Annotated in this window: 12 protein-coding genes; 8 read left to right on the top strand and 4 right to left on the bottom strand. The window is 72.3% G+C overall.

What is annotated here, in order from left to right; all coding sequences use genetic code 11:
* Positions 1-43: 43 nt before the first annotated feature.
* Positions 44-244 (bottom strand): hypothetical protein, encoded by a 201-nt coding sequence (locus tag ABT137_RS45140; RefSeq protein WP_351718495.1) that lies wholly within the window; start codon positions 242-244, stop codon positions 44-46.
* A gap of 659 nt (positions 245-903) precedes the next feature.
* Complete coding sequence (locus ABT137_RS45135; RefSeq protein ID WP_351718493.1) at positions 904-1725, bottom strand: AfsR/SARP family transcriptional regulator; 822 nt, start codon at positions 1723-1725, stop codon at positions 904-906.
* A gap of 214 nt (positions 1726-1939) precedes the next feature.
* On the opposite strand from ABT137_RS45135, the gene ABT137_RS45130 reads away from it, so the two are divergent.
* From ABT137_RS45130 to ABT137_RS45095, 8 genes are read left to right on the top strand one after another with little or no spacing between them, the layout of a single operon-like run.
* Positions 1940-3547, top strand: a complete 1608-nt coding sequence (locus ABT137_RS45130) for a phage tail sheath family protein (RefSeq protein ID WP_351718490.1) — start codon at positions 1940-1942, stop codon at positions 3545-3547.
* Between the two features lie 26 nt (positions 3548-3573).
* Positions 3574-4101 (top strand): phage tail protein, encoded by a 528-nt coding sequence (locus tag ABT137_RS45125; protein ID WP_123974405.1) that lies wholly within the window; start codon positions 3574-3576, stop codon positions 4099-4101.
* A gap of 5 nt (positions 4102-4106) precedes the next feature.
* The gene (locus tag ABT137_RS45120; protein ID WP_351718488.1) at positions 4107-4832 is read left to right on the top strand and encodes a hypothetical protein; all 726 of its coding nucleotides are present in this window, start codon (positions 4107-4109) and stop codon (positions 4830-4832) included.
* On the top strand, positions 4829-5851 hold the full coding sequence (locus ABT137_RS45115; RefSeq protein ID WP_351718485.1) for a hypothetical protein: 1023 nt from the start codon (positions 4829-4831) through the stop codon (positions 5849-5851). The genes ABT137_RS45120 and ABT137_RS45115 overlap by 4 nt, the downstream gene beginning before the upstream one ends.
* Positions 5848-6525 (top strand): Pvc16 family protein, encoded by a 678-nt coding sequence (locus tag ABT137_RS45110; RefSeq protein ID WP_351718483.1) that lies wholly within the window; start codon positions 5848-5850, stop codon positions 6523-6525. Before ABT137_RS45115 ends, ABT137_RS45110 begins: the two co-directional genes overlap by 4 nt.
* Positions 6526-6532: 7 nt before the next feature.
* Complete coding sequence (locus ABT137_RS45105; protein WP_351718480.1) at positions 6533-8533, top strand: ATP-binding protein; 2001 nt, start codon at positions 6533-6535, stop codon at positions 8531-8533.
* 16 nt (positions 8534-8549) lie between these two features.
* Positions 8550-10595 carry a hypothetical protein gene (locus ABT137_RS45100; protein ID WP_351718479.1) on the top strand — a complete coding sequence of 682 codons (2046 nt, stop codon included), beginning with the start codon at positions 8550-8552 and terminating at the stop codon, positions 10593-10595.
* A gap of 31 nt (positions 10596-10626) precedes the next feature.
* Positions 10627-10803 carry a hypothetical protein gene (locus ABT137_RS45095; protein ID WP_351718477.1) on the top strand — a complete coding sequence of 59 codons (177 nt, stop codon included), beginning with the start codon at positions 10627-10629 and terminating at the stop codon, positions 10801-10803.
* Here the strand turns inward: ABT137_RS45095 and ABT137_RS45090 are convergent.
* Both ABT137_RS45090 and ABT137_RS45085 read right to left on the bottom strand, forming a co-directional pair.
* The gene (locus tag ABT137_RS45090; protein WP_351718474.1) at positions 10784-11362 is read right to left on the bottom strand and encodes a carbohydrate-binding protein; all 579 of its coding nucleotides are present in this window, start codon (positions 11360-11362) and stop codon (positions 10784-10786) included. The genes ABT137_RS45095 and ABT137_RS45090 overlap by 20 nt on opposite strands.
* 37 nt (positions 11363-11399) lie before the next feature.
* Complete coding sequence (locus ABT137_RS45085; RefSeq protein ID WP_351718473.1) at positions 11400-13343, bottom strand: DUF6519 domain-containing protein; 1944 nt, start codon at positions 13341-13343, stop codon at positions 11400-11402.
* Between the last annotated feature and the right edge of the window lie 35 nt (positions 13344-13378).

Below are 13378 nucleotides of genomic sequence, written 5' to 3'. Positions count from 1 at the left end.
GCGCTCGCCCCGACGTCTTCAACCACACAGGGCACCGGGGGCGTCATGATCTGTCGTGCTGCTGCGCCTGGCCTGTTTTACTGCGACCAACACCATCGCTTTCCTGCGTCTGCTGCCGATGAGCAACAGGGAGAAGGGCATCGAGACACTGGCGCTGAGGCACCAACTGCTGGTCCTGCAGCGCCAGGCCGGCAAGCCCGGGGTCGAAGACATCGACCGCGCTGTCCCCGCCGGGCTGCTCCACCACCTCCCCTGGACACACTGCGGCGGCTCCTTCTGCTGGTACGCCCGGACACGAGGCGCTGCCCCCTGCGGTCTGTTCGAGGTCCGAACCCCGACCGGAGCACGCCTGTACGTCTTCGCAGCCATCGAGCACTCCACGATGCGCATCCGGATCCTCGATGCCGCCGCACACCCAACCGCGGACCGGGTTGTGCAGTCACCGACTCAGCGGAACCCTCCGCGAGTACCAACATGCTGCCTGAGCAGGCCGGATGAATGGTCGGCATTCGCAGAGTCGGCGGGCGAACTCCATCACGACGAAGTTCTTCATCCTCACCGCATAGGAACAGGCCATGTCAAGCCTGCTGGGGCGGCCTCACGGAGGCTGCCCCAGCAGGCCATCTCGTCAGTGATGGCATTCAAGAGGTCGAGGCTCTCGGCTGACGCCGTCAGGAACTCACTCATTGCCATCAGCCCGCCATCAGGGTCGGACACCAGCCGAGGGTCACTGGAATCCGAACCTGCAGTACCACTCGCGGAAGAGATCCGCCCTTTCGGCGACTCCGTACAACACGGTCCAGCAGGCTCGTGCCCGGGCGTGACCCCGGCACGGACGGCCGTGGCCCCTGGAGGCCCGCCGTGGGCAGACCTGTGCCGAGTTCCGCAGGCAAGAGGTCTTCTTCACCGTACTGGCCCCTGCACGACGCTGCTGTACTCACCTCCGCCAGGGCGGTCGAACAGCGGTACGGGAACGGTCGGTGCCGGAGCATCGTACTGCCGGTCGCCGTTCCGCCCCGTCACCAGGCTGGTGAGGCGGCCGGAGGGCTCCACGCCGAGTTCGCCGGCCAGCAGGGCGCGAAAGCGCTGGTACTCGCGGTGTGCCTCGACGAGGTTGCCCTCCGCCAGGTGCACCAGGATGACGGCACGTCGCGCACTTTCCCGCAGCGGGTCGCCGCGGACGGCCGCGAGCGCCGTGTCCAAGGCAGCCGCGTACTCTCCGCCCATGCACAGCGCGGTGGCGGCTGCCTCCAGTGCGTGGAGGTGGAGTTGACGCAGCCGGTCCCGCTCGAAGACCACCCAGTCCTCGTACCATCCGGGCAGTAACTCGCGGATCCGCAGATTCGGCAGATCATGGCTCCTGGTGCCGGAGTCGGTCGACCGGGCGGTGACCCGGTGGGCGAACTCGGTCACGTCGGCGCTGACGAAGCTCGCCAGCGCCACCTCGCGGTGCTCTCCGGTGACCAGTCCCGGAACCACCTGGTTGATCCGCCAGACAGTCGTCCGGAGACTGCCGAGCGCACGTTCCTCGGGCGCCTCCCCCCACAGACTGCCTGCGACGACCGTTCGCGGCGAGGGCCCCTGGATGGTCAGATAGGCCAGCAGCCGCTGGGCGCTGTCCGCTAAGTGGATCCGATCATCGCCTATCTCCAGACGGAAACCATCGAACAGCTTGAGGTGTCCGCGCTTGGTCATCGTCCGCTCGGGCACGACGCTGGACGCCACTTGTTCCCCCCTCTGAACTTGTTGGTATCCGCAACACTTGCCGATATCCGCAACAAATGTAGGCGGCCGGACGGGTCCGAGGTGCCGGTGTGAAGAATGTGACGATCCTGTGACGGGGGCGGCCGTAGCCTCATGCTCGGCGAGCCACCGGCCGCCTGACCGTCCGGCCTTCGCGCGCGGCCCGCCGCGCCGGCGGCCCGGAGAAGGGAGCACCGTGACCACCAGCACTCCCTACCCCGGCGTCTACGTCCAGGAGATCGCCAGCGGGGTGCGGACCATCACCGGCGTCGCGACCTCCATCACGGCGTTCCTCGGCAAGACCCGCCGCGGCCCGGTGGATCGGGCCACGGTCGTCAACGGCTTCGCCGATTACCAGCGGATCTTCGGCGGGCTGTCGCCGGACAGTACGGTGAGCTCCGCGGTGCGCGACTTCTTCGCCAACGGCGGCGGCCAGGCGCTGGTGGTCCGGGTGACTCCCGGCGCCGTCAAAGCGACCCTTGCCCGGCTCACCCGCCCGGCGGCGACGCCGAGCGGCAAAGCCACCGCCGCCGACACCGCCGCCGACACCGGCACGGACCTGGTGCTGGTGGCCGCCGAACCCGGTTCGTGGGCCAACCAGCTGACCGCCGCCGTCGTCTACGACACCACCATGGACCTGACCGAGGTGGCCACGAGGCTCGGCACGACGGCCGACACGCTGTTCAACCTCGTCGTCACCGACGGCGGCACCGGGCAGCAGGAGACCATCCGCAACGTCACCGTCTCCGGAAGCGCCCGGCGGCTGGACGACGTGCTGCAGGCCGAGTCACGGCTGGTGCGCGTGCCCGGCACGCCGGGCCTGCCCGCACAGCGCCCCAAGGAGACGACCGCCGGTCAGCCGCTGGCCGTGGCCGAGGCCGACGCCGGCACGGACGGCGGCGATCTGACGGAGGACGACTACACCGCCCCCGCGCTGCAGGCCACCCACGGCGGACTGTACGCCCTGGACCAGGCCGACCTGTTCAACCTGCTGTGCATACCGCCGCCGGTCGCCGGGGGCGACACCCCGCCTGGTGTCTACCAGGCGGCGCTCGCCTACTGCGTGCGGCGCCGGGCGGTGCTCATCGTCGACCCGCCGGGCGGGATGACCGTGGCGACCGCCGCCACAGCCCTGTCCGGCCTCCGGCTCACCGGCCCGGACGCGCGCAACGCGGCGCTGTACTACCCCCGCCTCCTCCAGTCCGACCCGGCGGCGGGCGGACGGCTCGGCACCTTCCCCGCGTGCGGGGTGATCGCCGGGGTCATCGCCCGTACCGACGCCTCGCGCGGAGTGTGGAAGGCTCCCGCCGGACTGGACGCCGCCCTCACCGGCACGGCCGATCTCGCGGTCGGCCTCACCGACGCGGAGACCGGCGAGCTCAATCCGCTGGGCGTCAACTGCCTGCGGTCGTTCCCCGGCGCCGGGCTGGTGGTCTGGGGCGCGCGGACGCTGCGCGGCGCGGACCAGCTGGCCGACGAGTACAAGTACCTGCCCGTGCGGCGGCTGGCCCTCCACATCGAGGAGAGCCTGTACCGGGGCACGCAGTGGGCGGTCTTCGAGCCCAACGACGAGCCGCTGTGGGCGCAGATCCGGCTCAATCTGGGGGCGTTCATGCAGGGCCTGTTCCGGCAGGGGGCCTTCCAGGGCACCACCGCCCGCGACGCCTACTTCGTCAAGTGCGACCGCGAGACCACCACGGCGGACGACGTGAACCTCGGGCGCGTCAACATCGTCGTCGGCTTCGCACCGCTGCGCCCCGCGGAGTTCGTGATCCTGCAGATCCAGCAGATCGCCCAGGCGTAGGCCGCACCGGGCACGAGGAGCAGACCATGGCCCAGTTCAGCGTGAACGCGCAGCGCTTCGATCCGTACAAGAACTTCAAGTTCCGGGTGCGCTGGGACGGCCGCTATGTCGCGGGCGTCAGCAAGGTCGGAGCACTCAACCGCACCACCGAGGTGGTCACCCACCGGGACGGCGGAGACCCCAGCAGCAGCCGCAAGTCGCCGGGCAGAACCGAGTACCAGGCCATCACGCTGGAGCGGGGCGTCACCCACGACACGGACTTCGAGACGTGGGCGAACAAGGTCTGGACGCACGGCTCCGGGCTCGGCTCCGAGGTCTCCCTGCGCGACTTCCGCAAGGACATCGTGATCGAGGTCTACAACGAGGCCGGCCAACTCGCCCTCGCCTACAAGGTGTTCCGCTGCTGGGTGTCGGAGTACCAGGCGCTGCCCGAGCTCGACGCTAACGCCAACGCCGTCGCCATCCAGCACCTCAAGCTGGAGAACGAGGGCTGGGAACGCGACCTCGACGTACCGGAGCCGACCGAGCCCGGCTTCACCCCGCCCGGCGGGTGACGCGCATGATGAGGCAGGCAGTGGACGCGGCGGACCCGTCGTGGACGCTCGCGGCCTGGGAACGCGGGCTGCGCGAGGACCCGTTGGACCGGGCCGTGACACTGCTGTCCGCGGTCGCCGGGCTGGGGCGCGAGGAGGCCGAGCGCACCGAACTGGGTGACCGGGACGCGGCGTTGGCCGCGGCGCTGGAGCAACTCGCCGCAGGCACGGCCGTATGGGGCTGCGTACGCTGCGGAGAGTGCGGCGAGCGACTCGACGTGCCGGTCCATCCGGCGGCCCTGCCCCGCGGGCCGCGGTACGACCCGGCGCGGCCGCTGGCGGTGGAGGTCGCCGGCGTCCGGATCGCCTTCCGGCTGCCTGACACCGGTGACCTGCGGGCGCTGGCCGGCACCGACGATCCGCGGGCCGGCCGGTGGCTGCTGCTCGCGCGCTGCCTGCCGGACGGCGCGGACGGCATCGACGAGGAGGCCGCGGCGGTGATCGAGGCCGCGATGGAGGAGGCCTCGCCGGGCGCCGCGGTGACCCTGGCCGTGGACTGCCCGGTGTGCGCGGCGTCGACCGTCGCGGCCCTGGACGTACCCGCCCTGCTGTGGGCACAGGTACAGACCCGGGCCCTGGCGCTGCTGCAGGAGGTGCACGTGCTGGCCCGCGCCTACGGCTGGACCGAGCCGGACGTGCTCGCCCTCAGCCCCGCGCGGCGCGCCGCGTACCTGGAACTGGCCGACGCATGAGCGGGCTGCTGACCGACCTCGTCGAGCGCGCCCTCGGGCTCGTGCCCGTGCTGGAGCCGCGGCCGAGGTCGCGGTTCGAACCTGTGGCCGAGGACGGGTTCGAGCTTGTCGCGCCCGAACCCGTGGCCGGCCTCCCGCGGGCGGCCAGGGCGCGCCAGGACGCGCGCCCGCCCGACGCCGGCATGGCACCCGCGCATGCCCCACGGCGGGAACAGCAGGCTGAGCAACCCGTCCCCGGACCGCCGGACCGGATCGCCCCCGCTCACGAGGCCCGTGACCCCGACGCGCCCGCGCCCGTAGGCGACGTGACGCCGCGACAGAAGGAGCAGGCCTCCCAGGCCTCCGCGCAGCCGGCGCCCGCACCCCGCCCGGGCGGGGAACGCCCAGCCACCGTCCGGCAGACAGGACACCAGCCAAGCCCGGAGAAGCCGGTCCGGCCGTCGCCTCCGGTGCGGCCCGCCGTGGACCGCGACGTCCCCGAGGAGCCGCCCGCCGCCGTGGGCGGGCGTCCGCGGGGCCGTTTCGCCCACGGTTCCGCCGCGGCCGAACCAGCCCCGCGTACGGAGCCGGCCGCCAACGGCCCCGTACGGGAGCCCGGTACCGCCGCCTCCGGCGTGCCTCTCGGCAAGCACGGCCCGCTGATCGCAGGCCGGGAGGACGGCGGCGCGGCCGCTCCCCCGCCCGCCGGGGGCACGCGCCCGGTCTCCAGGCCCATGAGCCCCCCGGGAGAGCCGGCCGGCCCGCCACCGGACCCGGCCGTCGTCCGCGCCGCACTGCGGCAGGCCCTCCCCGCGACGCGGGCCGTGGCGGGCGGTGCCGGGGACCCGGAACGGGCCACCGCGGCGCCCCACATCACCGTCAACATCGGCCGGGTAGAGCTGCGCACCGCGGCGCGGCCCGCCCCTTCCGGCACCACCCGTCCCGCCGGCCCCGGGCCGCGCCAGGACCCGGCCGACGGCGCCCGGCCGTTGTCGCTCGCCGACTACCTCGCCGGCCGCGACCAGGGAAGTGGCACATGAGCAACCACCTCGCCGTCGCGATGGTCACCGCCGTGATCAGCCGGCTGCTGAGCGAGTCGCTGGCGGCGGCCGGGCCCGGCGGTGTGGAGAACGCCACCGTGACCACCCTGCGCCCGCAGACCCTCGCGGCAGCGGCGGACGACACCCTGCACGGCATCAACGTCTACCTCTACCGGGTCGTCCCCAACGCGTCCTGGGCGGCGTCCGCGCTGCCCGCCCGCCGTGCCGACGGCACCCTGGTGGACCACCCCCGGCAGGCGGTCGACCTGCACTACCTCCTGACCTTCTCGGGCGACGACTCCGCGCTGGAACCGCAGCGGCTGCTCGGGCTCGCGGTCACCACGCTCGCCGCGCATCCGGTGCTCAGCCGCGAACTGGTGCGGTACGTGGTCCGGCAGGCGGCGCAGACGGATCCGGCCGGCTGGCAGCAGTACGCGGACCTCGACCAGCAGCCGGACGTGGTCCGCACGAGCCTGCTGCCGCTGGACGTGGAGGAGATGAGCAAACTGTGGTCGATGCTCTTCCACAGCCCCTACCGGCTCTCCCTCGCCTACCAGGCGACGGTGGTGCTGCTGGACGACCTGGAGCCCCCCGCCGCACCCGCGCCCAAGGTGCTCGCCCGGGTGGTGACGGTGGAGCCGTCGACCGCCGTTCCCGCGGTCGGCGGAGGCTGAGCGGCCGATGACCGAGCCCACCGAGCCCACGGAGCCCACCGCCGAGCCCAGGAACGCCTGGCTGTCGGCCAACCACCGCTATCTGGTCGCGGCGCTGGAGATCCTGCGCTGCCGGCTCGCCGACGACCCCGCGCCGCTGCGGAAGGCCCAGGGCGCCCGCAACCGGGCGCGGCGTGCCATGACCGAGCCGCCCGCGCTGGACCGGATCGCGGACGGCTTCGGCCTGTCGCCGTTCGAGCGGGACGCGCTGCTGATGGCCGCGGGCCCCACGCTCGACACGCCCTTCGCGCACGTCTGCGCGCAGGCGCAGGGCGACAGTTCGCGCACCTATGCGACCTTCGCCCTGGCCCTGGCCAAGCTGCCCGGGGCGCATTGGACCGCCCTCAGTCCGGCGGGCCCGCTGCGCCGGACACCGCTGCTGCGGCTCGCCCATCCCGACATCCCCACGACGAGCGCGCTGTACGTCGAGGAACGGATCCTGCACGCGCTGGCCGGTCTCTCGTACCTCGACCCCGAACTCGAACCGTACGTCGCCCCGCTCGCCGAGCCCGAGACGCTGTCCCCCGCGCTCGCGGAGGCCGCGCGGGCCGTGGCGGCGATCCGGTCGGCCGAGGGGGCGTCAGGAGCGGTGCCGGTGCTGGTGCACGGTCGGCAGCGGGCGGGACTGCGGCATACCGCGGCCGCGGCATACCGGTCGGCGGGGCTGCGGCCGGTCTGTCTGCGGGCGGCGGATCTGCCGGCCGACCCGGCGGCCCGGGACCGGCTGGCGCGGCTGTGCGAACGGGAGTCGGTCCTGACCGGGATCGGCTGGATCATCGACGTGGACGACGCGGTGCCCAAGTGGGGCCGGACGGCGATGGACCTGGCGGGCCGGCTGGCGGCGCCCGTGGTGGTGACCGCGCGAGAGCCCTTGGACGGGCCGGGGCCGCGCCGTCCCGTCCGGGTGGCGGTCGGCCGCGCCTCGGCGGCCGAACTGCGCACCGTCTGGCGGCAGGCTCTGGGCCCGGCCGCCGCGGGCCTGGACCGCTGGATCGACATGGCCGCCGGTCAGTTCGACCTGGACGCGGACGACGTGGCCGCCGTGGCCGGGCAGGTTCGGCAGGTTCCGGCGCCGGCCGACGGCACGGCGGCCGACCCGGACGACACCGGGGCGCGGTTGTGGGACGCCTGCCGCCGCCAGGCCCGGCCCGCCCTGAACGGCCTGGCCGAGCGGATCGAGCCCCGCGCCCGCTGGGAGGACCTGGTGCTGCCAGCCACCCAGGTACGGGTGCTGCGGCAGATCGCCGCCCATGTACGGCACCGGCTCACCGTCTGGGAGGACTGGGGCTTCGCCGCTCGCAGCGGCCGGGGCCTGGGCACCGCCGCGCTGTTCTCCGGGCCCAGCGGCACCGGCAAGACGCTGGCCGCCGAGGTGATCGCGGGCGCGCTACGGCTCGACCTGTACCGCATCGACCTCAGCCAGGTGGTCGACAAGTACATCGGCGAGACCGAGAAGAACCTCAGCCGGGTCTTCGACGCCGCTGAAGCCGGCGGCGCCGTCCTGCTCTTCGACGAGGCCGACGCGCTCTTCGGCAAACGCAGCGAGGTCAAGGACAGCCACGACCGGCACGCCAACATCGAGGTGGGGTATCTGCTCCAGCGCATCGAGGCCTACCGGGGGCTGGCCGTCCTGACCACCAACCTCAAGGACTCCCTCGACCCGGCGTTCCTGCGCAGGCTGCGCTTCTCGGTCCCCTTCCCGTTCCCGGACGCGGCCGCCCGCGAGGAGATCTGGCGGCGCGTCTTCCCCGAGCGGACGCCCGCCGAGGGCCTCGATCCGGCGGCGCTGGCCCGGCTGTCCGTCTCCGGCGGCACGATCCGCAACATCGCCCTCGGCGCCGCGTTCCTCGCCGCCGACGCGGGCCGCCCAGTGAGCATGGACCATCTGCAGGCCGCGGCCCGCACCGAATACGCCAAATTGGAACGCCCGCTGACCGGTGCGGAGGTGGCCGGATGGACGGCGCGGTGAGCGGAGGGGGGTGCTGATGCCCGGAGGAGACAAGACGGTACTCATGGACAAGGGCGAGACGGAGTACAGGACCGAAGAGGACATGGTCCAGGAGGCACCACCGATACAGCCCTCGCCACCGATGGGTCACAACCTCTTCGAGGTCCCCATGAACGTGCTGGTCCCCACCCCCTCCGCGGACTCCATGGACGCGGAGACGACGACCTCGTCACCGCTGGTCCCCACAGACTCCACGGACTCCATAGACGAGGAGACGACGCCCTCCACAGGCTCCATGGACGAGGAGAGTTCGGGCCATGTGAAGAAGGCGTCCAAACGGGCGCGGGAGGACTCCGCCGAAGAGGACAAACAGACCAAGAAGAAGCGCGACCCACGCACCTGGGCGCAGGGCAAACTGCAGGTGTCCTGGGACTGGAGGAACAAGGTGGTGCACCTGAGCCAACGGCCGCAGAAGCAGTTCAGCGGCAGCAAGGGCGAAGGCGCCCACACCGTGGCCTGGACGGTCGTGGATCGCGCCGTCCAGTCGAATCTGAGCGGCTCGGCGAACGCCGCCGAGGCGGTCGAGCGGCTCTGGTCCATGGTCATGCACCTGGCGGAATCGCCGTTGACCAGGATCGCCCCGCCCGAAGGCCGGACCCTGCGCACCATGCAGCACACGGACGTGACGGTGGAGAGCGTCGCCTATGGCAACCTGATGAGCAGTCTCGACCTGGCCGAAGACGAACCGGACAAATACCTCAACCAGTCGATCAAGGACTTACTGGTCTGGCGCAACACTCTGCCCTTCGCCGCGGTCCAGCGGGACGCCCCCGGCGCCGGGGAGGGCACGTACGCCCCTCGGCTGGCGAACCGCGAGGGGCTGCTGCGGTCCGCCTGGAAAGGCCGGAAGCTTCCGGGGTCCACCGTCGAGGAGATCCAGTTCTCCACGTTCAAACTGGTCGACACCGTCGCGTTGCTGGACGAGCTGAGCGAACAAGTGGAGGACCCCGACTCCGACGAGAAGCGGCAGAAGTACGACGACGGCACGGCCGAGGCCACGTTCGCCGCGGTCGTCACCACCCTCCTGGACGAGGTCTCCCGCTGGGCTCCCCTGTCGCTGCGGGCAGCGGGGCTGCACGTTCCGGACGCCGAGGCGCCGCAACGCGCGGGCACGGTCACGGAAGCCCTGGAGGACTACCTGGCCGCCGAACTGAGGGAGGCCACGGAGGAGGACGCCCGGCTGGAGACCCAGCACAAGCGCGAGGGGGGAATGTTTCAGCGGCCCTACGTCCGCGTCAAGTCACGGAAGTGGCAGGCGCGGGTCGACTGGTTCGAGAGCCACAAGGACGCGGTGCAGGAGCAGCTCGAGACGACAATGAAGTGGATAGGGGACTACAAGTTCGACCCCGCCTACGTCACCCGTTCCCCGGAACGTCTCGCCGTCGCGGCCGACTTCACCAACGGCAAGCTGAAGCTGGAAATCGACGGACGGCCCAAGTCGCCCTTCTCCGGCAGCGAGGGCAGCCACATCACCGCCTGGGAGCTGGAAAAGCGCGCCACCATCACACGCCTGGCCGGAAAGAACGGGGCGGGCGTGGAGCAGGAGCTCAAGGCCATGCTCGCGGAATGCGACACAACTCCCGCCGTGGCCCTTCTGAAGTACCTGCCCGCCGAGGAGCGCGACCTCACCACTGGGCTTATGGCCACGGCGAAGAAGGAGCTGACCTCGGCGGTCGAGAAGGTCGAGAAGGCCGAGGAAGCCGCGAAGCTGGGCAAGGACAGCGACATACGACCGCTGATCGTCGAGGCGGTCAGGGCGTACCAGGACTACCGCAACGTCCTGCCTTTCGCCACGACCTTCGCCGGAAGCCGCGACGGACACGGCGAGGGGGCGGCTCTGCAGAACGCGGACAAGGCCAGCCAAGAAGCCCTCGAGAGCCTCAAACCAAAGCTCTACGACAAGAAATCGCTCCTGGACGAAATCGGGTTCCTGGAGGTGGAGAAGCACAGCGAGAAAATCATCGCAGCCAGGAAACAGGAGCACGACATCCAGTTCAAGCGGGCCTTCCCCAAGTTCAAGTGATCCACCGCCACCGGACCGGAAGGGACACGGCATGACCCCGGACCTGACCGTCGCCATCGACACCCTGGTCGTGGAGGTGGACGAGCCGACCGCGCGCGCCGTCGCCGAGGGCCGTGTCGAGGCCCTGGCGCCGGCGCTGCTGGCCGCGCTGCGCGACCACCCGGCGTTCGCGGAAGCCGCCCGGCGGGTCAGCCGGCGCCCAGCCTGATCACCCACAGCGTCGGCGCGTGCAGGGCCACCGTCCCTCCGGCGGTGCCGGTGGCCGTGAGCTGCAGGGTGTGACTGCCCGCGGCCACCTGGACGGTGCCCATCGCGGTGACCGGCACCCACGTGCCCGCCGGAACGGCCAGATAGCCGACTCCCCACTCCTTGGCGCCGTCCTTGCCGGTGGAGACCCCGTCGACCACGATGCGCATGGCCAGTGCGTGGTTCACGTCCGAGGTGGTGCCGTGGCCATGGCCGACGAGCAGCAGGGTGGCGGGCGTCTGGAACTGGATCTGCTGGCTGATCATCGTGACCGTGGACACGATGTTGTCGAAACCCACCTGCCCGTTGTCCGGCCTCAGCAGTTGCACGCCGAGGGACTGACTGCTCAGCGCCGGTGCGGTCAGCCCGCCCTGCGCCGTGAGCGGGCCGGTCACCGTGCCGCCCGAGAGGTCGAGCTTGCCGGTCTCGTGCCGCAGTACGGCTGCGGCGAGATCGTTCCAGTCGGCGGACCGCACCGGGTCGCCGGGGGCCTTGTCGGCCAGGTTCTGGTCGAGCGTCATCGCCGTGTCTCCTCATCGGCTCGCTGCCATCGGCAGATCACTGGAAAACCCCCTGATCGAACGACGAGTTGTCGAACACCGCGCCGTCGGGGGAAAGCTGCACCCAGAACCAGCAGGTGAAGTCGGCGCCGCGCACGTCGTCCACGGTCGGCAGCAGCAGGTCGGTGCCACCGTCCTCGGGCCGGATCCGGCCGAGCGCGAGGCCGTTGAGGACCCGCTCGGGGTCGGCCGCGTGGACCACGGCGCGGCCGCAGACGGTGAGACGGCAGTAGAGCCGGTCGGCCAGTGCGCCGTCGAGCAGCCGGATCGTCAGCTGCTGCAGCCAGTCGTGGAGCGGGGCGGCCGGCTCCCAGGTCAGCTGCTGTCCGGCGACGGCGGTACGGCCGGCCAATGTCACCGGCTGGGTGCCCAGGACCGCGCCGGGAGGCAGGTGCCAGTCGGCGCGGTCGGCGGACGACAGCGGAAACGGCAGGTCCATGGTGACCGTGAGCACCGGGCGGCCGGTGGTCACCACCGGGACGGGCGGGCCGTCCAGCGCCACGGCCAGGCCGCCCAGCAGGTCCGCGGGGCTGATCCCGGTGTCGTTGCGCAGCTCCCGGGCGGCGCCGGTGAGCCGGACGTCCACGACGTGCAGGCCGGGGGCGAACGGCGGCGAGGACGGGTCGGGGCGTGCTTCGGCGAGCGGGGTGAACAGCGCCCGGCAGTCGTATGTCCTGGTCCAGGCGCCGTCGTTGAGGTCGAGCAGGGCGATGGCGGCGGTGTGGTGCTCGATGCCGTCCGGGGGCCGGAACGCCGGCGTGCCGTCGGGGTCGCGGGGCCATTCCACGGTGCCGGCGAGATCAGGGTCGAGGTCGGTGTCCTCCCAGGCGGCGGTCCTGGCCGGGATCAGCCAGTGGTCGCCGGTGCGGTGCGACGCGCCGTCCTCGAACTCGACCTGTACGCCGTCCTCCAGGTCGACCCAGCCGCCGCCGACGGGTACGGCGCCGGGCGAGTCCCAGCGCCGTACGACGACCGGGTCGGCGAGGTCCCCGTCGGCCGGGGCGGGGCCGCTCCATTCCGTCACGCGCAGCGTGGTGCCGTCGGCCTCGCCCAGGCGGCCCAGGAAGCCGGGTTCGTGGCGCCGGGTGCGGGCCAGGTCGCAGACCTCCACCCAGTCGCCCTTGGCGAAGCCGAGCCGTTCGTCGCGGGCGGGGGTGTCGATCGCCAGGGTGGTTGCGGTCGCGTCCGTGGTCAGGCGTACCACCAGGGCGGCCACCGAGCCGTTGTCCCGCGACCACACGAACGACGGGACGTCCTCGCCGCCTCTGTGGATCTCGACCCGGTACAGCTGGTTCTCCAGGCGGCGGTAGCCGGCCGAGGGCGGGATGACGCACGGGGTGGTGGCGGTGGCGTCGGGCTCGGCGCGGGCCCGCAGCCGCCCGGACGGCAGGCTGTTCCGCGGTGCCCAGGGCGCGGCGACGTCGGCGGGCACCGCCTCGGGGTTGGGCGCCGGCTCCAGCCGCACCTGCCAGACGGTACGGCTCCTGGTGCCGGTGTCGGGGCCGCCGAGGGCGACCTCGCGCAGTTCGGGGCGCTCCAGGGCGGTGAGGTGTTCGCGCCACACGTCGAGGTAGGCGACGTAGCGGCCCTCGCCGGTGGGCAGCGAGACGCCGGGCAGCTCGGGCTGGGCGGCGAGCGGCACCTGGGCGTCGATCTCGCACAGCACACCGTCGACGTAGTACCGCCCGGCGGACAGCGTCAGGTCCGCGCCGGGGCTGGCGGCCGGGGTGCCGCCGCCGGGAGTGGTGATCGCGAAGCCGGCCGCGTCCTTGGGGCCGCCGTGGACGCCGACGGCGTCCCGGGCGGTGGTCTCGTCCAGGTGCAGCTGGATGTCCAGCTGCTCGTTCCAGTCGGCGTCGAGCGCGACCCGGCCCTGTTGCAGCAGTACGCCGCGGTAGTGGTTGCCCGGACGGAACGTCCGCCGGGTGAAGTCGCCCTTCATCGCTGTACCTCCGCCGTGGTCCGTTCAGTCCGCTG

The sequence above is a fragment of the Streptomyces sp. NPDC001980 genome (assembly GCF_040296885.1).
GTDB lineage: Bacteria > Actinomycetota > Actinomycetes > Streptomycetales > Streptomycetaceae > Streptomyces.
Note: the sequence above shows the minus strand (reverse complement) of the source record. Positions and strands in the feature narration are given on the sequence as shown.